This window comes from Microcystis sp. M079S1 (assembly GCF_020246425.1).
Taxonomy (GTDB): domain Bacteria; phylum Cyanobacteriota; class Cyanobacteriia; order Cyanobacteriales; family Microcystaceae; genus Microcystis; species Microcystis aeruginosa.
This window is the reverse complement of the sequence record NZ_JADBSZ010000019.1, coordinates 17,437-33,375: the sequence shown is the minus strand read 5'-3', so window position 1 is coordinate 33,375 and position 15,939 is coordinate 17,437. Positions and strand designations below refer to the sequence as shown.

General features: G+C 41.6%; 24 protein-coding genes. 18 read left to right on the top strand and 6 right to left on the bottom strand.

Going from position 1 to position 15,939, the window contains the following annotated elements; genetic code table 11:
• Positions 1-50 precede the first annotated feature (50 nt).
• On the top strand, positions 51-323 hold the full coding sequence (locus tag IM456_RS01185; RefSeq protein ID WP_287691338.1) for a BrnT family toxin: 273 nt from the start codon (positions 51-53) through the stop codon (positions 321-323).
• Positions 307-561: a BrnA antitoxin family protein gene (locus tag IM456_RS01180; protein ID WP_002795030.1), complete on the top strand. Its 255-nt coding sequence runs from the start codon at positions 307-309 to the stop codon at positions 559-561. The genes IM456_RS01185 and IM456_RS01180 overlap by 17 nt, the downstream gene beginning before the upstream one ends.
• 284 nt (positions 562-845) lie before the next feature.
• On the opposite strand, the gene IM456_RS01175 is transcribed toward IM456_RS01180, so the two are convergent.
• Together IM456_RS01175 and IM456_RS01170 are read right to left on the bottom strand one after the other, a co-directional pair.
• On the bottom strand, positions 846-1,061 hold the full coding sequence (locus tag IM456_RS01175) for a hypothetical protein (protein ID WP_002757627.1): 216 nt from the start codon (positions 1,059-1,061) through the stop codon (positions 846-848).
• A complete protein-coding gene (locus IM456_RS01170) occupies positions 1,058-1,327 on the bottom strand; it encodes a DUF4258 domain-containing protein (RefSeq protein ID WP_287691337.1) in 270 nt (89 codons plus the stop codon). Before IM456_RS01170 ends, IM456_RS01175 begins: the two co-directional genes overlap by 4 nt.
• Positions 1,328-1,439: 112 nt before the next feature.
• Here IM456_RS01170 and IM456_RS01165 point away from each other — a divergent pair, with 112 nt between their 5' ends.
• From IM456_RS01165 to IM456_RS01125, 9 genes are all read left to right on the top strand, one after another.
• Positions 1,440-1,592, top strand: coding sequence for a hypothetical protein (locus IM456_RS01165; protein WP_172970487.1), 153 nt, complete (start codon positions 1,440-1,442; stop codon positions 1,590-1,592).
• 301 nt (positions 1,593-1,893) lie between these two features.
• A complete protein-coding gene (locus IM456_RS01160; RefSeq protein ID WP_002778807.1) occupies positions 1,894-2,742 on the top strand; it encodes a hypothetical protein in 849 nt (282 codons plus the stop codon).
• 269 nt (positions 2,743-3,011) lie between these two features.
• Entirely contained in the window at positions 3,012-3,302 is a 291-nt protein-coding gene (locus IM456_RS01155; RefSeq protein WP_287691336.1) for a BrnT family toxin, read from the top strand.
• Positions 3,280-3,552, top strand: coding sequence for a hypothetical protein (locus IM456_RS01150; protein ID WP_012266237.1), 273 nt, complete (start codon positions 3,280-3,282; stop codon positions 3,550-3,552). The genes IM456_RS01155 and IM456_RS01150 overlap by 23 nt, the downstream gene beginning before the upstream one ends.
• A 336-nt stretch (positions 3,553-3,888) precedes the next feature.
• On the top strand, positions 3,889-4,110 hold the full coding sequence (locus IM456_RS01145; RefSeq protein WP_002757634.1) for a type II toxin-antitoxin system Phd/YefM family antitoxin: 222 nt from the start codon (positions 3,889-3,891) through the stop codon (positions 4,108-4,110).
• Between the two features lie 16 nt (positions 4,111-4,126).
• Complete coding sequence (locus IM456_RS01140) at positions 4,127-4,345, top strand: type II toxin-antitoxin system Phd/YefM family antitoxin (protein WP_002738737.1); 219 nt, start codon at positions 4,127-4,129, stop codon at positions 4,343-4,345.
• Positions 4,342-4,725, top strand: coding sequence for a type II toxin-antitoxin system VapC family toxin (locus IM456_RS01135; protein ID WP_002757635.1), 384 nt, complete (start codon positions 4,342-4,344; stop codon positions 4,723-4,725). Before IM456_RS01140 ends, IM456_RS01135 begins: the two co-directional genes overlap by 4 nt.
• 321 nt (positions 4,726-5,046) lie before the next feature.
• A complete protein-coding gene (locus IM456_RS01130; RefSeq protein ID WP_228008423.1) occupies positions 5,047-5,298 on the top strand; it encodes a type II toxin-antitoxin system RelE/ParE family toxin in 252 nt (83 codons plus the stop codon).
• A 95-nt stretch (positions 5,299-5,393) separates the two neighbouring features.
• On the top strand, positions 5,394-5,693 hold the full coding sequence (locus IM456_RS01125; RefSeq protein WP_287691323.1) for a helix-turn-helix domain-containing protein: 300 nt from the start codon (positions 5,394-5,396) through the stop codon (positions 5,691-5,693).
• 34 nt (positions 5,694-5,727) lie between these two features.
• Here IM456_RS01125 and IM456_RS01120 read toward each other — a convergent pair whose 3' ends face one another.
• Positions 5,728-8,025: a TOMM precursor leader peptide-binding protein gene (locus IM456_RS01120; RefSeq protein ID WP_287691321.1), complete on the bottom strand. Its 2,298-nt coding sequence runs from the start codon at positions 8,023-8,025 to the stop codon at positions 5,728-5,730.
• Positions 8,026-8,621: 596 nt separating this feature from the next.
• On the opposite strand from IM456_RS01120, the gene IM456_RS01115 reads away from it, so the two are divergent.
• From IM456_RS01115 to IM456_RS01090, 6 genes are all read left to right on the top strand, one after another.
• Entirely contained in the window at positions 8,622-8,969 is a 348-nt protein-coding gene (locus IM456_RS01115) for a rubredoxin (protein ID WP_002736293.1), read from the top strand.
• A 106-nt stretch (positions 8,970-9,075) separates the two neighbouring features.
• Positions 9,076-10,068, top strand: a complete 993-nt coding sequence (locus IM456_RS01110) for a photosynthesis system II assembly factor Ycf48 (RefSeq protein WP_287691335.1) — start codon at positions 9,076-9,078, stop codon at positions 10,066-10,068.
• 78 nt (positions 10,069-10,146) lie between these two features.
• On the top strand, positions 10,147-10,392 hold the full coding sequence (psbE, locus tag IM456_RS01105; RefSeq protein WP_002749269.1) for a cytochrome b559 subunit alpha: 246 nt from the start codon (positions 10,147-10,149) through the stop codon (positions 10,390-10,392).
• A 25-nt stretch (positions 10,393-10,417) separates the two neighbouring features.
• The gene (psbF, locus tag IM456_RS01100) at positions 10,418-10,552 is read left to right on the top strand and encodes a cytochrome b559 subunit beta (RefSeq protein ID WP_002736175.1); all 135 of its coding nucleotides are present in this window, start codon (positions 10,418-10,420) and stop codon (positions 10,550-10,552) included.
• 10 nt (positions 10,553-10,562) lie between these two features.
• Complete coding sequence (gene psbL / locus IM456_RS01095) at positions 10,563-10,682, top strand: photosystem II reaction center protein PsbL (RefSeq protein WP_002735805.1); 120 nt, start codon at positions 10,563-10,565, stop codon at positions 10,680-10,682.
• Between the two features lie 42 nt (positions 10,683-10,724).
• On the top strand, positions 10,725-10,844 hold the full coding sequence (locus tag IM456_RS01090; protein WP_002736108.1) for a photosystem II reaction center protein J: 120 nt from the start codon (positions 10,725-10,727) through the stop codon (positions 10,842-10,844).
• A 707-nt stretch (positions 10,845-11,551) separates the two neighbouring features.
• On the opposite strand, the gene psbB is transcribed toward IM456_RS01090, so the two are convergent.
• The 3 genes from psbB to tatC all read right to left on the bottom strand — a co-directional run bounded on the left by psbB (position 11,552) and on the right by tatC (position 14,615).
• The gene (psbB, locus tag IM456_RS01085; protein ID WP_149986009.1) at positions 11,552-13,078 is read right to left on the bottom strand and encodes a photosystem II chlorophyll-binding protein CP47; all 1,527 of its coding nucleotides are present in this window, start codon (positions 13,076-13,078) and stop codon (positions 11,552-11,554) included.
• Between the two features lie 385 nt (positions 13,079-13,463).
• On the bottom strand, positions 13,464-13,775 hold the full coding sequence (locus IM456_RS01080) for a hypothetical protein (RefSeq protein ID WP_002798470.1): 312 nt from the start codon (positions 13,773-13,775) through the stop codon (positions 13,464-13,466).
• Between the two features lie 78 nt (positions 13,776-13,853).
• A complete protein-coding gene (gene tatC / locus IM456_RS01075; protein ID WP_002756761.1) occupies positions 13,854-14,615 on the bottom strand; it encodes a twin-arginine translocase subunit TatC in 762 nt (253 codons plus the stop codon).
• Between the two features lie 225 nt (positions 14,616-14,840).
• On the opposite strand from tatC, the gene nadA reads away from it, so the two are divergent.
• Positions 14,841-15,800, top strand: a complete 960-nt coding sequence (nadA, locus tag IM456_RS01070) for a quinolinate synthase NadA (RefSeq protein WP_149986010.1) — start codon at positions 14,841-14,843, stop codon at positions 15,798-15,800.
• Positions 15,801-15,939 lie beyond the last annotated feature (139 nt).

Sequence of the window (15,939 nt, the reverse complement as noted above, 5' to 3'; positions counted from 1 at the left end):
GAAGGGGTTTTGAGCTTGACTCAACCTTCTAAAATACATATAATGTATGTATAACATTTGAATATGATCCCAGAAAAGCAAAAACCAACTGGCAAAAGCACGGTGTTTCCTTTGCAGAAGCTGAAATGGTGTTTTTTGATCCCCTCGCTATTCATGATCTTGATCCCGGTTGTGTAACAGAAGAACGTTTTATTGCAGTGGGGATGGGAAACATGGGATCACTATTAGTGGTTATTTATACTTTGCGGGGTGAAGTCATTCGCTTGATTTCTGCTCGTCGTGCTACAAAACAAGAGAGAAAAACTTATGAGAAAGGAATATGATTTTTCTAAAGGAAAACGAGGGGCGCTCATTTCCTCTCAGGGAAAAACACACATTACCATTTATCTAGATGATGAGATTCTAGCTTATTTTCGAGAACAGGCTGAAACCGCAGGAATGGGTTATCAAACCCTAATTAATGAGGCTTTAAAACAATATATCCAATCTCCTTCTGAGCGATCGCTCACTCAGTCCGATTTACGCCGTATTCTTCGAGAAGAATTATCAGCCCTCCAATAATGTTGCTTGTGATAGTTAAAAGTTAGGCGATCGCTGTGTTGTTCTGAGGAATAGCGATCGCTTTTTAATTTTTGGCTCTTCGGTTTGTGTTATGCAATGGACGGGGGATATAAGGGATGTAACCCTTATGTAGAAAAGCATTTGGCGATTTTTGTCAATTGTTTTTGATCTAGAGCGAACTAATCAATTAAATCTCTTACCAGATAAGGATTTAGTCGATTTATGCCCCCATATCGAATCATACCAAGTAACGAAGAACCTAATTTTTTCTTGTCAAAGTTTAGTTAAACGGTAAGAGGGGTAATTTTGTAAAGATGTGCTAAATTGGAAGCTTTTTGCAGATCACCTTGACGAAGGGCTTCCCGGACATCATCTAATTTTTGAGCGTCTTCTAATGATAAATAGGGCGACCATCCTTCGGGAGTCTCAATCAGTTCGACTTCCACTTCAGCCATGTACTCTCCAATGTGGATGAGTTTAATGTGAGGCTTTTTTGTCATGGTTTTCTCCTTGTAAAATCACTTGACCAACGTGCTGGATCAGGTCTATAGGCAGTGACTAGAACAGCAGGCGATTCGGTATTCTTGGCTATACCCCAAACCACATGAACGGGTTTACCCTGACTATCTTTCTGTAAGACTAGCACACAACGCCCTTGAGGATATTCCGGGTAATCTTCGAGAATGACAGCTTCTCTAATACCTGTTATCACATCCCTTACCAGAATACCGTCATTTGCTAGTTCATCGTAGCCATGGGCTGATATTTTGACTTGCCCACGGGAAAGTAAAGCCAGAACTAATTGGAAGGTTATAAGCTAAACGGCTTTTACTTCGGATCACCGATATAGACTCCAAAAGGGTTATAGCTGTTGGATCATGCAGGTTAAGCGCCGTTTAGCTTACTCATCATCTAATCATAGCATCTCTTTATTCAAGGAAGAAGGCGATCGCTGTCTGTTTTCAAGGATTGCGATCGCTTTTTTGCTGCCTTCTTTTCATCCCCTAAAACCGCTACAAGTCAGAGCTTAAAAGGGTTTTGATGATTTTAGTCGCCCGATTAATTCATTAGTTCTACTTAAGGAATTAGGGAGTCATACCATAAAGTGACCCTTTAAATCTAATACAAATCTAATATAAATCTAATATGAAAGTTAATATTCTACTCAAAAAAACCTATTAGAAAAGTATTAACTTTAGAGATTGCCATTACTCAAAATAAAACTTATTCTGGTATCAAAGGTGATTAAACAAATCACTTTTGAGCCAAAAGACAAGGCATTTTGCTTAAGGCACTATGGCTAACTCGAAAAATTCAGAAGGAGAATCAACAATGGCTGCTGATCAATATACTATCTATATCGTCAACGAATCCTCAAGTACACAAATTTTTTGGTGTTTTTTAGAGCGTCCACAAGAACTTGCCAGCGATCCTAAAGTTTTTGCTAACTCCAACACCAACCTGCAAATTGCTTCTCGGCAACCTGGGATAAATTCATTTACTATACCCGTGCAGTATATAGTAGCAGCAGGAGCAAGTAATAATGCTGTTGCTCCGAACATTCTGGTCCAATCCAGTGTCACGAATAATGCTAATTTAGGAGATCAGTGGGAAACTTTCTACGCTAGTGTGCCTCCTAATGCGGGACCAACAATGACGAGATATGGCACGTCAGGTCCCTCACAGTCAATTCAGATGGCGTCCAGTCCATTTGAAAAAGAAAAGAACGAAGCCCTCGCATGGTATTCTAACATGACCTTTGGGATTCGAACATCACAAGGTTTTATGGGTATGACTTGGTCTCCTGATCCTAACCAACAAAGAACCTTAACCCCAAAATTATCATTCTATGTGACCATTGGAAACTACGACTCAAATTCTTTGGCCGACTTTACTACTGTATCTAGAAGTGCTGCGGAAATCTCAGTTCCATCTTCGTTTGATATACTCAATCAGACCACTGTAACATATACCTCCTCTGGAACATGGATTGTAACTCCAGGAAAACCCAAATCCTCAACCGCAATGTTAGCTGCCAGTAATTCCATCGATAGCTTGATTCAGATTGAGCATTACCTATCAAAGGCTCATGCTGATTTGATTGATTCAGTCAAACTCAGCCTTAGCAATCCCGTTTTGTCATCTAGCTCATCGCAAGAGGACTGTGAGGCGAAAATTTAAACATTACCCTCAATAGCTAAAATTTAGTGCGATCGTCTTTTTTCTCACTGCGATCGCCCCTTCTTCTAGATTAGGTTGAAACAACAAAACCCAACACTAATAAAGGTGTGTTACTGCGGTGACACACCTTTTACTATCAGCGGCGATCGCTTATAGATCTCTCTATTGGTCAAACTTTGGCAAGACGCGATCGCAGAGGAAAAATTGTTATTCCGCCATCAGGATATGCTATAAATGGGGGATATTTCAGTTGGCAAAGTGGCAATGATTTGGAACTAGCATTTGAATGGGATAAACAGAAAGCAAAAATAAATCAAAGAAAACGTAACATTTCTTTTGAAGAAGCATCCACCGTATTTGATGATCCCTTAGCTGTAAATTTCGATGATCCTGACCATTCTACAGGGGAGAATCGCTATTATCTTATAATAGGTTTATCAGATCAAAGTAAATTTCTATTTGTTTCTTATACGGATCGTGATCATAAAATTCGTTTAATTAGTGCAAGATTAGTTACACCCAAAGAAAGGAGATATTATGAACGAGAAAATCCAAGATGAATTAGAAGATGACTTGCGAGAAGAATATGATTTAAGTCAACTTAAAAATCCTGTTTGCGGAAAATATTACCAACAGTATCGGGAAGGTCATAGCGTTACTATTCATCATGAAGATGGAACAAAAACGGTTGAACATTTTCCAGCGCAAAATGATGTAATTATTCTTGATCCTGATGTTAAAAAATATTTTCCTAATTCGGAATCCGTTAATGCGACCTTAAGAAGTTTAATTAAATTAATTCCTCAATAATAGTGCGATGCCTACGGCACTGCATAGCAGCACGCCGCTCTTGTAGGTTGGGTTGAGGCAACGAAACCCAACAATATTTTATTTAAGGTGTGTTACTTCGGTGACATACCTTTTATCTATCAGTCATCAGGAGAGCTTATTTATTTTCTGCTTAGATCAGTTAAAATTGAGGAATGATCGGCCTAGAAATTGGGTTTATCTTCGTACTTAACCTTAACATGAGAGTGTAGGCTGGGTTTCACTATCGTTCAACCCAACCGTATTTTATCTATTCCTTGCTGAGATTCAGTTAAAATTGTAGCGTTATCACCATGAGTTAGATAGAACCCAACATCCATGATCATCTCTCTCAAAGAAGCCCAGGCTAAACTCCCCGAACTGATTGACAATCTCAAACTGGGGGAAGAATTGTTAATCACCGACAATAATCGTCCAATTGCCCAATTAATCGGGCCAATACCCATACCGCCCCAACGCCTAGTCCCCGGACTATGTCAAGGAATGATTACCATCGTAGCTGATGACGAAGAACATTGGCAAGATTTTTTGAAAACTTAAATAGAGATTTAACACTATGACTAAATTAGATATAGCTCAAGCTAAATCCGATCTCTCAAAACTTCTCGATTTGGCAATTAACGGAGAAGAAATTGTTATTATGCAAGGCGACGAGCCAGTAGCCAAAATTTCCCCCATCAAACGACCCTTAAAACGAGGAAGTGCTAAGGGAAAAGTATGGATGAGCGATGACTTTGATGAACCTCTTGAAGACTTTCAAAATTACAGGGAATGACTTTTTTATTGGACACACATATTTTTCTTTGGTTTGTTAATGACGATCCTAGATTAAGCAATGCTCTCAAAGATTTAATTGAAGATGAGAACAATTTTAGTTATCTTAGTATCGCCAGTCTTTGGGAAATGTCTATTAAATATAATTTAGGAAAGTTAAGGTTAGTTCCTTCCTATGAAGAGTTTATTGAGAAAGAAGTGAACGAAAGTAGGATTGTTTTACTAAATCTTGAACTAGAGCATCTAAAAATTAATGCTTCTCTACCTTTTCACCACAGAGATCCTTTTGATCGCATTATTATTGCTCAATCTATGGCTGAAAATCTCCCTATCATTACAAGTGATTCAATTTTCAGTCAATATTCGATTGCGCTTATTTAGTGTAACTCAACAAATGAAAATATTATTGATCTTAGATCAAGATGAAGGAATAGCTCCCAATGATCCAGCCGCTCTTCTAGATTAGATTGAAGCAACGAAAACCAACACTAATAAAGGTGTGTTACTTCGCTGACATACCTTTTACCTATCAGGAATCAGTTTGCTTATGGCCTCATGAACGAGATATTTGCCCTGATACACTTTACTTAGATTCAGTTAAACTAAAATGATCATCATCTTGCTTGTTAACTAACGAACAATTGACAAACTGATGATCCTGTTATACTAAATTAGGTATCAACCTTAATCATTATCCCCAACATGGGAGATAAACCCATTTACTGGATTGGGACGTCAAGGGAAGATATTAGAGATTTTCCTGAAGACGCAAAGCGTAAAGCAGGTTTTCAACTGAGAGCTATTCAACAAGGAGAGAAACCCAATGATTTTAAACCCATTCCCATTATTGGTCAAGGAACAGAAGAAATTAGAATTTGGACAGGAGAAACCTACAGAATCTTTTATGTGGCAAGGTTTAAAGAAGCGATTTATGTCCTTCATGCTTTCGGTTAAAAAACACAGAAAACCTCGAAAAAAGAAATTGAATTGGGACAACAATGTTATCAACAAATGATTCAATTTAGACAACAATTACAGGAGGGATAACCATGACACAATCTAACACTATTGAGATCACTTTTGGTAGCGATAACATCTTTGAAGATTTAGGATTTAACAGTGAAGAAGCAACTAACTTAAAAATTAGAGCCGATTTGATGTTAACCTTGCGGTCTTTTATCCTCGAAAAAAGATGGACACAGCAAGAAGCCGCCACTTTTTTCGAGGAAACACAACCGAAAATTAGTGATTTAATGAATGGAGAAATTAGCCGTTTTACTGTTGATAAATTACTCAGTCTTTTAGATAAAACGGGAATGAAAGTTAAACTCGAAATCTTCACCAAGTAACTTAAAATCATCAACAATTGACCATGAACAAGGGTTACATCCACATGGGAAAAGGATTTAATTCATCTTCCGTCAAAGTCTCTTTTAACCATCCCATGCTAACAGGAACATCATACAATCTTCCTGCCCCTAAACGCTTCCACATATGACGCATTCCGGGGATAATGACTTTAGCTACCCTTAAACCAATATCAGGACGAGTCTGATCTAATACTAACATTTCCATCCCCTTTGACTCAACAATTCGCTGACACAATTTAACATCCGCTAATAAGTCATCACTAGCTAATTGTAAATAATCATAACTTTTTTTCGGTATTATTTTACTATCGGGAACTAAATAAGATTGATTGCTTAACCTTGCAGTTTGCCACCATTTAACCGCCAAAGGATCAGCAGAAGAATTATAAATCGTTGTCCCATCTTCCTTAAAAGATAACACATTCGGCAAGATTTGATTAACCTCAGTTAACGCCCGACTAATAGCAATTTTCGGGTCAAAATGCGCCCCATACCCTAACAAAATGTCCTCCACTTCCCGCTCCTTTCTCGGACTAATAGCGGCAAAACAAGGGATATTCAAATCACTGGTAATATCTAACACCCATAGCTCCCGATTTAACCCCTCATAATATTGCTTTAATTGCTCAAAATATGGCTCATTAAAGCTCTCTAAATTAACGGAAGGTTTAACTAATTGATTATACCACCATAAAGCCACACAATCTCGTTCCACTAACTCCATAAACCCTTGTAAAATCGCTTCCTCTATCGTATTTCCTGCGGCGCAGCCATTAGAATCAGCCCAACAATCTAAGGGTTCAGATTGAGAATAACCATAATAACAATATCCCGTCGGTAAATACTTAAAATCTTGAGCAGTTAAAGACCATACAGGAGTCCAATCAATGATTCTAGTTTCATCAAAAGGTTCAGGTACTTTTTGAAACCATCCTTGATTCTTCCCATTCCATTCTTCTCGATGTTGATATTGTTTTTGACTAAAATTCATACATTTGTTAGGATGAATAGCTTTATCTCCTAACTCTTGATAACTCGCTTTTTCTCTGATTTCATTCCCTTGAAAAACTCCCGAATAGCGCTCAATAGCTTCACAAAATCCACTTGCTTTTGCTTGACTATCTGTGCGGCCTTTTCCCGCACTTCTACCTCCAATATTTTGCCGTAAACTGTCTAAATCATCAAACAGGCCGCGAAAATGATGTTTCGCCACATAAGTATGAACTAAAGCATTCCCTTGTATCTTATTTAATTCTCGCACAATTCCCGTAATAAAACCGATATGATGTTGATAGGTTTTTAAGGTTTCTTCAGGAGAACAAAAACGATGTCCCCCATCACTGGTAAAAGCCTTTTTACGATGTCCCAAAACCACGGGTAAAGGTGTTTTATTTAGAGAATATCCACAACTAGGACAGTTCGGACGTTTAACTAAAATATGCTCTTGAAATTGTAAATTTAAAGTATCATAAGTCATTAGAATTCCTTCTAAACGTTGATTTTTACCTTGAATAATCCACTTAAAAACCTCCATAGCTGTCATATTTAAAACCGTCTGTATTGTCGCCGAAGAAAACCCTAAAGGAGAAATTAAAGAAATCTTATTTTCTCTCTGTCTAATGATAAATTCCTCCACGGGACGATTATCTCGTAATCGTTGAGCCAAACAATGCCAACAACCAGTTTTATCGGGATCAAATAAGGGACCAATCCAGGCTAGATTTCCCAGGGGATTAACTAATAACCACGGTTTTTGTGAGGCTAAAGCTTGTTGATTAATACTCTCTAAATCAGGATGAAGATAATTATCGGTTAAAATAATGGTTAAGTCTCCTTCATCTGCGACTTGAACTTGCAAGGAATTCAAAATATTGATCAAATCTTGCTGGGGAATTGCGCCTAGGCTTTTAACTGTAACCTTCAGAGATTGTAATCGTTCAAAAGCTTGGGATTGAGAAACCTGAAGATGATGGCATAAAATTGCTAAATTAGACGGTAATAATTCTTTTTTTTCTAACAAAAACCCTTGTTTATATAACTGAAAAATCGCTTTTTGAATTGCCAGACTATAGTTAATAATAACTGCAAACGAATTAGGATTATTGGGATTAATTTCTTGATTTTGTAAAAATTCTAACTGAAGAATATCAATAATTTCATCAAGATTACGTTGACCATCGATTAATCTGACTAAACGATAATAAAGCGGCTCTTGAAAACAGATTGATTCTCGCTCAGATAGAAAAAATACCGTATTTGGTTCTAGGGTTTCAATTGAATAGGCAGGATTCCAATCAAGCTGGTTGAACACAATTTTTACTCTCTTTTTAAGGTATAGTTAAGGTTGATTATATACCTATAATATAAGGTTGATAGCAGTTATCTTAATAGTGAGGTGCGAAGTTTTCGTTTTGGGGAACAGGGAGGGAGCAGCCCATTTATGCCAAAATATAAAAGCGATCGCTAAAAGTGATTAAATTTATGCAATATGATACCAAATCCGCTTTTAATAGCATGATTAACTCCCAATCCAACTTTAAAAACCCAGTTATGGATTGTTTCCCCCTGCTCCCTGCTCCCTGCTCTGGCGCTCCCCAATCTCCTCCACCTTTTAAACAGGATTTGGTATCAGACCCCTAATTTCTTCCCTGCCTGAAATTTCTCAATTTCTCGGAATAAATTTGACTACCAAAATCAGGGTAAATAGCCCAAATATCAACTTAATAAAGTTTTAATAGACATTTAAGCCCTAATATATTAATCTTACTTTTTTTAAAGCCGATATGCTGCCTCGCTAATCCTTTTAAGACTTGAAAACTTGGTATTCTGTCAGGGGTTGGCCGTGAGAGGGGTCAATTTTCAAGGATAATTTGTAACAGAGTGTTGAAAATTCCTTTAATCTTAGTTATGAGCGATCGCCCACCAGAACTAACCCTAGCCGACCAGGCCCCTGCCAACCACGAATGTCGCTCCTGCGGCTACGTTTACGACCCCAGCAAGGGAGATAGTAAAACCAACACTCCCGCTGGAACCCCCTTCGAGGAATTGCCAGAAACGTGGCGCTGTCCCGTGTGTGGTGTGCGTCGTTCCCAATTTATCAACATCGGAGCTAAAGATGCTCCTTCGGGATTCCAAGAAAATCTTAGCTATGGTTTTGGAGTCAACCGTCTGACTCCGGCACAAAAAAATATTTTGATTTTCGGGGCTTTAGCGCTAGGATTTGTTTTCTTTATTAGTTTATATGGTTTAAACTAACTCAAGCACTCATTATCTTTAATCCAACGGCTCTTATGAGCCTGTAACCCATCGGGGACAAACCCTAATCCGTCCCGATTCCTTGACCAATACCTCTGAACCATTGATGAGAAAACTGAAACAATTCGTAATAGTTCTAGCTGTAGCCTTTTTCTGCTTTAGCTGTAGTAGTGTGCCATCCCTGAGCAGTAGTCCTTGGCAAATCCTCACCCTCGACACTGACTCCACTTTTGCCGATATCGCCTTTACCGACGACCTGCAGCACGGTTGGTTAGTGGGAACCAAATCTACCCTCTTTGAAACCAGCGATGGGGGGGACAGCTGGCAGCAAAAAGTCCTCAACCTTGGCGAAGAAAAAGTTAGCTTTAGCGCCGTCAGTTTCCACGACCAAGAGGGTTGGATTGTCGGTAAACCCTCAATTCTTCTCCATAGCGAAGACGGGGGCAGCAGCTGGTCCCGTATCCCCTTAAGTGAAAAATTACCCGGTTCCCCCTACGGAATTATCGCTCTGAACGACAAAACCGCCGAAATGGTCACGGATTTAGGTGCTATCTACCGCACCAAAGACGGGGGCAAAACTTGGCAAGCTTTAGTGGAAGGTGCTGTGGGTGTGGCCCGGACAATTGTTCGTTCCCATGATGGTAAATATGTGGCCGTTTCCGCACGCGGGAACTTTTATTCCACTTGGGAACCGGGGTCAACAGAATGGCAACCCCACAATCGTCTTTCTTCCCGCCGTTTACAAAAAGTCGGTTATGGTGAAAAAGGGGAACTGTGGGCCCTGGCCCGGGGTGGTCAACTACAATTTACTAGCCCCAATGATCTCGATACATGGGAAGATAAGGTATTCCCCGAGTTTTCCACCAGTTGGGGACTTTTGGACCTCAACTACCGCAGCCCCGAAGAAATTTGGGTCGCTGGTGGTAGCGGCAATCTCTTGGTCAGTCATGACAGCGGCCAATCTTGGCAAAAAGATCGCGCGGTGGAAAGTGTCCCCTCCAATCTCTATCGAATTGTTTTTATCAATTCCGACAAGGGTTTTGTCTTGGGACAAAATGGGGTTTTACTGAAATATAATCCCCCTAGCGAATCGGCCTAAAACTTGTCTCAGGGTCAACAAAGTCTCTATTATAGAGATTGAATTTTTCAAGTCCTATCATTCCGAGGAGAACCGTCCATGTCAGGTAGTACCGGCGAACGTCCTTTTGGCGATATCGTTACCAGTATTCGTTACTGGATTATCCATAGCATCACCATCCCCATGCTGTTTATCGCAGGTTGGTTATTCGTGAGTACTGGTTTGGCTTACGATGTTTTTGGCACTCCCCGTCCCGATGAGTATTACACTCAAGAGCGTCAAGAATTACCGATCATTAATGATCGCTTTGAGGCCAAAAATCAAATCGAGCAGTTTAATCAGTAGTTTACTTTAATTAAGGATAAAAACAATGGCTAGTGGTAATCCCAATCAACCCATTTCTTACCCCATTTTCACCGTTCGCTGGTTGGCAGTTCATACCTTAGCGGTCCCCACTGTCTTCTTTATCGGTGCAATTGCGGCAATGCAGTTTATTCAACGCTAGGAGAACAATTATGGAAAGAACACCTAATCCGAATCGGCAAGCTGTCGAGTTAAATCGTACTTCTCTTTACCTAGGTTTACTCCTAGTTGCTGTCTTGGGAATTTTATTTTCCAGCTATTTCTTTAACTAATTAGTCCCGATTCATTGTCATCGCAATTAGGAGGTGTTATTCATGTTCGCAGAAGGTCGTATTCCTTTGTGGTTAGTCGCCACCATCGCCGGTCTAGGCGTTATCGCTGTGCTTGGTCTTTTCTTCTACGGAGCTTACGCTGGTTTAGGTTCCTCTATGTAATTCCATTACGGGTAATTTCCCCCAGCAAGGCCTAGTTATTTCTATAACTAGGCCTTGCTGAAAAAGTAGGGGCGAAGCATTCGCATAGGAAATCTACGGTTTCAGCGATAGGTTATGCCCGAATGCTTCGCCCCTACAGGACGCGGGCCGATGAAGATGTAAGGTTTTGAAACATGATTCTCTCAAAATCTTGCACCTGTGGGAGCGAAAAAAGACCCTAAGACCCTTACCTAGTCTATATTTCACATTTATTCAGCAAACCCTAACTAGCGGTTTTTTCAGTATTCGGTTAAAAGTAAAGCTCGATCGAACTTTATACTAATACTAAATCCGTTGAGTAACGCACAGAAAACGGGTTTCTCGGAGAAACCCGTTTTCTACTCATGCACTCATGCAAAAAGGGGAATAAATAGGGTTTGCGGCAAAAAGTTTGTTGGTGGGGTTAGGAGTCGGTCGTCGGTCGTCGGTCGTCAGTAGCCGGTCGTTTCAGGCTTTCTTGCCCTCTCTTTTCGTACCAGTTTATGTACTACAAGAAGGATAATGCCAGGTTTTTGAAGGTCTTAATCCTATATTCGCAGCATGAACATCGGATTTTAACAGGTCAAAAGCCTTATTTTAAAAGGGTTTTACCATTATTCAGCCAGCCCTAATTAAAAAAAGGAGTCAAAGACTTGACTCCTTTAGTTATATGGATGATTTAGCTAAAACTAAACTTCTTGTTTACGAGTGCTAAGATCACCCAATTTTTGGAATAAACCGAATTCCACTTGTTCTTCCAGATCGGGATCGACCCCGGCGAATACGTCGCGGTAGATGGTACGAGAACCGTGCCAGATGTGACCGAAGAAGAATAGTAAAGCAAAGACAGCATGACCGAAAGTAAACCAACCTCTCGGAGAAGTGCGGAATACCCCGTCAGACTTCAGGGTTTCGGTGTCAAACTCGAAAGCTTCACCGAGTTGCGCTTTACGGGCAAATTTCTTCACATCAGCAGGATCGCTGAAGACCTGACCATCGAGAGCGCCACCGTAGAAAGAAACGGTAACACCACTTTGTTCGATACTCAGTTTCGATTCCGCACGACGGAAAGGAATATCGGCGCGAACGATACCTTCCGAGTCGGTCAGGACAACGGGGAAGGTTTCAAAGAAGTTAGGCATCCGACGCACGCTAAGGACGCGACCTTCGCCATCTTTGAACACGGGGTGTCCTAACCAAGATTTAGCGATACCGTCACCGCTATCCATGGCACCAGTACGGAATAAACCACCTTTAGCGGGGCTATTACCGACATAATCATAGAAAGCCAGTTTTTCAGGGATTGCTTGGTAAGCTTCGGCGATGGTGGCTCCGTTGGCGATGCTGGCCTCGACGCGACGCTCAATTTCTTCTTGGAAATAGCCCTTATCCCATTGGTAACGGGTCGGGCCAAAGAGTTCGATCGGGGTGGTAGCATTACCGTACCACATGGTTCCGGCCACGACGAAAGCGGCAAAGAAAACGGCGGCGATACTGCTAGAAAGCACCGTTTCGATATTACCCATTCTCAGCGCTTTATAGAGTCTTTCGGGGGGACGAACGGTTAAATGGAATAAACCGGCGATAATCCCGACGATACCCGCAGCAATGTGGTGAGCTACCACACCCCCGGGGTTAAAGGGGTTAAAACCAGCCGGTCCCCATTCGGGAGCTACGGGCTGCACATGACCGGTTAAACCGTAGGCATCGGAAACCCACATCCCGGGACCCCAAAGGCCTGTTTGATGGAAAGCACCGAAACCGAAGCAGAGTAAACCGGATAAGAACAGGTGAATACCGAACATTTTCGGCAAATCGAGCGCAGATTCGCCCGTGCGGGGATCGATAAATAATTCTAAATCCCAGAAAACCCAGTGCCAAACCGCCGCTAGGAATAGCAGACCGGATAAGACGATATGAGCGGCGGCAACGCCTTCAAAAGACCAGAAACCGGGGTCAACACCAGTTTCGCCGGTGACGCTCCAGCCACCCCATGAACCAGTGACACCTAAACGGGCCATGAAGGGCAGCACGAACATTCCTTGCCGCCACATCGGGTTTAATACGGGGTCACTGGGGTCGAAAATAGCAAGCTCATAGAGGGCCATGGAGCCAGCCCAACCCGCTACCAGTGCGGTGTGCATCAGGTGAACGGAAATTAAACGGCCCGGGTCGTTGAGAACGACTGTGTGTACTCGATACCAAGGTAGTCCCATTGACTACGCTCCTCCTATTGACAATTTAGTGTCCACTTAGACGCTTTTTATATTCAGGGTGAAAATATAAGCCCAACAATCTCGACTGTTAAGTGCAAGAGTTAGCCGACCTACATTATCCCTTGAAAAGTGTATCTATTCTAAAGAAGTGTAACTATTGTTAGAACAGATTTCAAGTCTTTGCGATCGGTCTTCCGCCAGAATATTCCAGATCAGGGAGTGGGGTGTGGGCTGTAGGGTGTAGGGTGTGGGGTGTGGGGTGCGGGGTGTGGGCTGTAGGGTGTGGGGTGTAGGGTGTGGGGTGTGGGGTGTGGGGTGTGGGCTGTGGGCTGTGGGGAGATGGGGAATTATGACTGATAACTGATAACTGATAACTGATAACTGATTACTTCCTCAGCACTTCTTCGGCATTTTGCAGGATTTCGAGGACTTGTTCGGCACTAATCAAGCGTTTTAGCACCACTTGCCCGATGGTGGGGACAGTATCGGCAATTTCGGCACTCTTGGGGGCAACTTCTACCATAATCACGGCTTCTTCCACCTTATAAAGCCATAAAACCTGTTCTCCCTCTAAAATACCGATATTTAATCGCTCTATCTGCGGTGGTCGTCGCCAACTACTCGCGTGATCCCACAAACCGCCAAATTCCCACACCCGTCCTATTGTCCAACCTGCCGTTAAGAAAAAATATTTCACTTTGTTACTCAATCTAGAATCAATCTCTAGCTTTCTGGCTTAATTAGTTTTCAGCCGTCAAATTTTATCAAAAAACTGCTAACGTCCCGTTAATTTCACCACCCCAATGCCCCCAAAGTATAGACCCAAGACCGCCCCTGCTAACAGGGATTGGGTGAGAGGATCTGTGGAAGGGGTTAAAATCGCGCCTAAAATCACCGCCCCCAAAACCACGAAACGCCAACCCGATAACATCGTTTGCGAGGAAATAATGCCTAAAAAGCTCAAAATCAATTGAATAACGGGAATTTGAAAGGCGATGCCGGTACTAAAAAGTAAAAGTAAGACAAATTCAAAATAGCGCTCGATCGACCAAGCTTGTTCGACCACTTCCGCCCCATAATTGACAAAAAAGTTTAAAGCGGCGGGAATCAGGGCAATATAGGCAAAAAATAAACCGGCAAAAAATAAGACACTCGATCCTAACACTACCGGGACAATTAAACGCCGTTCGCGACGGGTTAACCCCGGCAGCACAAAGAGGATAATTTGCAAGAGAATGACGGGACTAGCCACCAGTATGCCGCTATATCCAGCTACTTTTAGGGAGACGAAAAAAAATTCTCCCGGGGCCAACTGCAAAAATTTTACCCCTTGGGCAGGGACTTCCAGCACTTGTACTAGGGGTTTAACGAAGATAAAACATCCCACCGCACCCACAGCCACGGCAATTAAACTATAAAAAATCCGGCGCCGCAATTCCTCCAAGTGGTCAAATAAGGACATTTCCACTTCTCCGGGCAATTCGTCGAGAAATTCGGTACTGTCTGGGGGCGGGGTTTTTACTTCTGTCGATGACATGGCTTTCGCTCGATCGTTCTCTACTCAAGCCTTTATCCTAGCATTGATAACCCTTGGCTATCAGGAGACAGGAGACAGGAGACAGGAGACAGGAGTCGGGGTCAGTATTCAGCTTTTATTTATTCTCCCTGCTCCCCATCTCCCCACTTCCTAATCACTTTAAAAAAATTTGCTATGATATAAGCACTTGTTTAGTATTTGGTAAAAATTACCATAAACCCCACCGTGTTCACAACTGTTCAACCCGCAAATCGTTCGAGCTTACCTGATGACCTATTTACGGCAATTAAAGAGCTTAAACGGCAATTAAACGCCGTTATTCTGGCTCACTACTATCAAAATTCTGACATACAGGATATAGCTGATTATATTGGTGATTCTCTAGGTTTATCCCAACAGGCTGCCCGAACGCCAGCAGATGTGATCGTATTTGCGGGGGTTCACTTCATGGCAGAAACAGCTAAAATCTTAAACCCAGATAAGTTGGTATTGCTGCCGGATTTAGATGCAGGATGTTCTTTAGCTGATAGTTGTCATCCTGAAGATTTTGCTCGTTTTAAAGCCCAATATCCCGATCATATCGTGATTTCCTATATCAATTGCAGTGCAGAAATTAAAGCTATGAGTGATATTATCTGCACCAGTTCTAACGCAGTCAAAATAGTTAATCAAATCCCTGCCCATCAACCGATTATCTTCGCTCCCGATCGCAATTTAGGTCGTTACGTCAGTCAGCAAACTGGTAGAGATTTAGTTCTCTGGCAGGGTAGTTGTATTGTCCATGAAACTTTTTCCGAACGCAAGATAATAGAATTAAAAGTCGCCCATCCAGAAGCAAAAATTATCGCCCATCCTGAGTGTGAAGCATCGGTTTTACGCCATGCAGATTATATTGGTTCCACGACGGCACTATTAAATTATTCCCTGAAAAGTTCCGAAAAAACCTTTATTGTCGCCACAGAACCGGGGATTATTCACCAGATGCAAAAATCCGCCCCAGAGAAACTATTTATCCCCGCACCAGCTTTAAATAACTGTGCTTGTAATGAGTGTCCCTACATGAGACTGAACACTCTCGAAAAATTGTATCTCTGTATGCGAGATAAAACTCCAGAAATTACTATTTCTGAAGATTTAAGAGTTAAGGCACTGTTGCCGATTCAAAGAATGTTAGAAATGTCTTAATCAGTAATCAGTTATCAGTTATCAGTTATCAGATGGCGCAATAATATTATTGTAGGGGCGAATTGCATTCGCCCTCTTTTAATAACTTCTGCTGCTCACCATAAGTGAGAGAAAGTCACAAATATGAGATGCACCCTGT

Excerpts from the sequence above, each read along its gene's own strand:
- IM456_RS01180 (WP_002795030.1), top strand. The coding sequence starts at position 307 with ATGAGAAAGGAATATGATTTTTCTAAAGGAAAACGAGGGGCGCTCATT.
- IM456_RS01175 (WP_002757627.1), bottom strand. The coding sequence starts at position 1,061 with ATGACAAAAAAGCCTCACATTAAACTCATCCACATTGGAGAGTACATG.
- IM456_RS01165 (WP_172970487.1), top strand. The coding sequence starts at position 1,440 with ATGCAGGTTAAGCGCCGTTTAGCTTACTCATCATCTAATCATAGCATC.
- IM456_RS01160 (WP_002778807.1), top strand. The coding sequence starts at position 1,894 with ATGGCTGCTGATCAATATACTATCTATATCGTCAACGAATCCTCAAGT.
- IM456_RS01150 (WP_012266237.1), top strand. The coding sequence starts at position 3,280 with ATGAACGAGAAAATCCAAGATGAATTAGAAGATGACTTGCGAGAAGAA.
- IM456_RS01145 (WP_002757634.1), top strand. The coding sequence starts at position 3,889 with ATGATCATCTCTCTCAAAGAAGCCCAGGCTAAACTCCCCGAACTGATT.
- IM456_RS01140 (WP_002738737.1), top strand. The coding sequence starts at position 4,127 with ATGACTAAATTAGATATAGCTCAAGCTAAATCCGATCTCTCAAAACTT.
- IM456_RS01135 (WP_002757635.1), top strand. The coding sequence starts at position 4,342 with ATGACTTTTTTATTGGACACACATATTTTTCTTTGGTTTGTTAATGAC.
- IM456_RS01130 (WP_228008423.1), top strand. The coding sequence starts at position 5,047 with ATGGGAGATAAACCCATTTACTGGATTGGGACGTCAAGGGAAGATATT.
- IM456_RS01125 (WP_287691323.1), top strand. The coding sequence starts at position 5,394 with ATGACACAATCTAACACTATTGAGATCACTTTTGGTAGCGATAACATC.
- IM456_RS01115 (WP_002736293.1), top strand. The coding sequence starts at position 8,622 with ATGAGCGATCGCCCACCAGAACTAACCCTAGCCGACCAGGCCCCTGCC.
- IM456_RS01110 (WP_287691335.1), top strand. The coding sequence starts at position 9,076 with ATGAGAAAACTGAAACAATTCGTAATAGTTCTAGCTGTAGCCTTTTTC.
- psbE (WP_002749269.1), top strand. The coding sequence starts at position 10,147 with ATGTCAGGTAGTACCGGCGAACGTCCTTTTGGCGATATCGTTACCAGT.
- psbF (WP_002736175.1), top strand. The coding sequence starts at position 10,418 with ATGGCTAGTGGTAATCCCAATCAACCCATTTCTTACCCCATTTTCACC.
- psbL (WP_002735805.1), top strand. The coding sequence starts at position 10,563 with ATGGAAAGAACACCTAATCCGAATCGGCAAGCTGTCGAGTTAAATCGT.
- IM456_RS01090 (WP_002736108.1), top strand. The coding sequence starts at position 10,725 with ATGTTCGCAGAAGGTCGTATTCCTTTGTGGTTAGTCGCCACCATCGCC.
- psbB (WP_149986009.1), bottom strand. The coding sequence starts at position 13,078 with ATGGGACTACCTTGGTATCGAGTACACACAGTCGTTCTCAACGACCCG.
- tatC (WP_002756761.1), bottom strand. The coding sequence starts at position 14,615 with ATGTCATCGACAGAAGTAAAAACCCCGCCCCCAGACAGTACCGAATTT.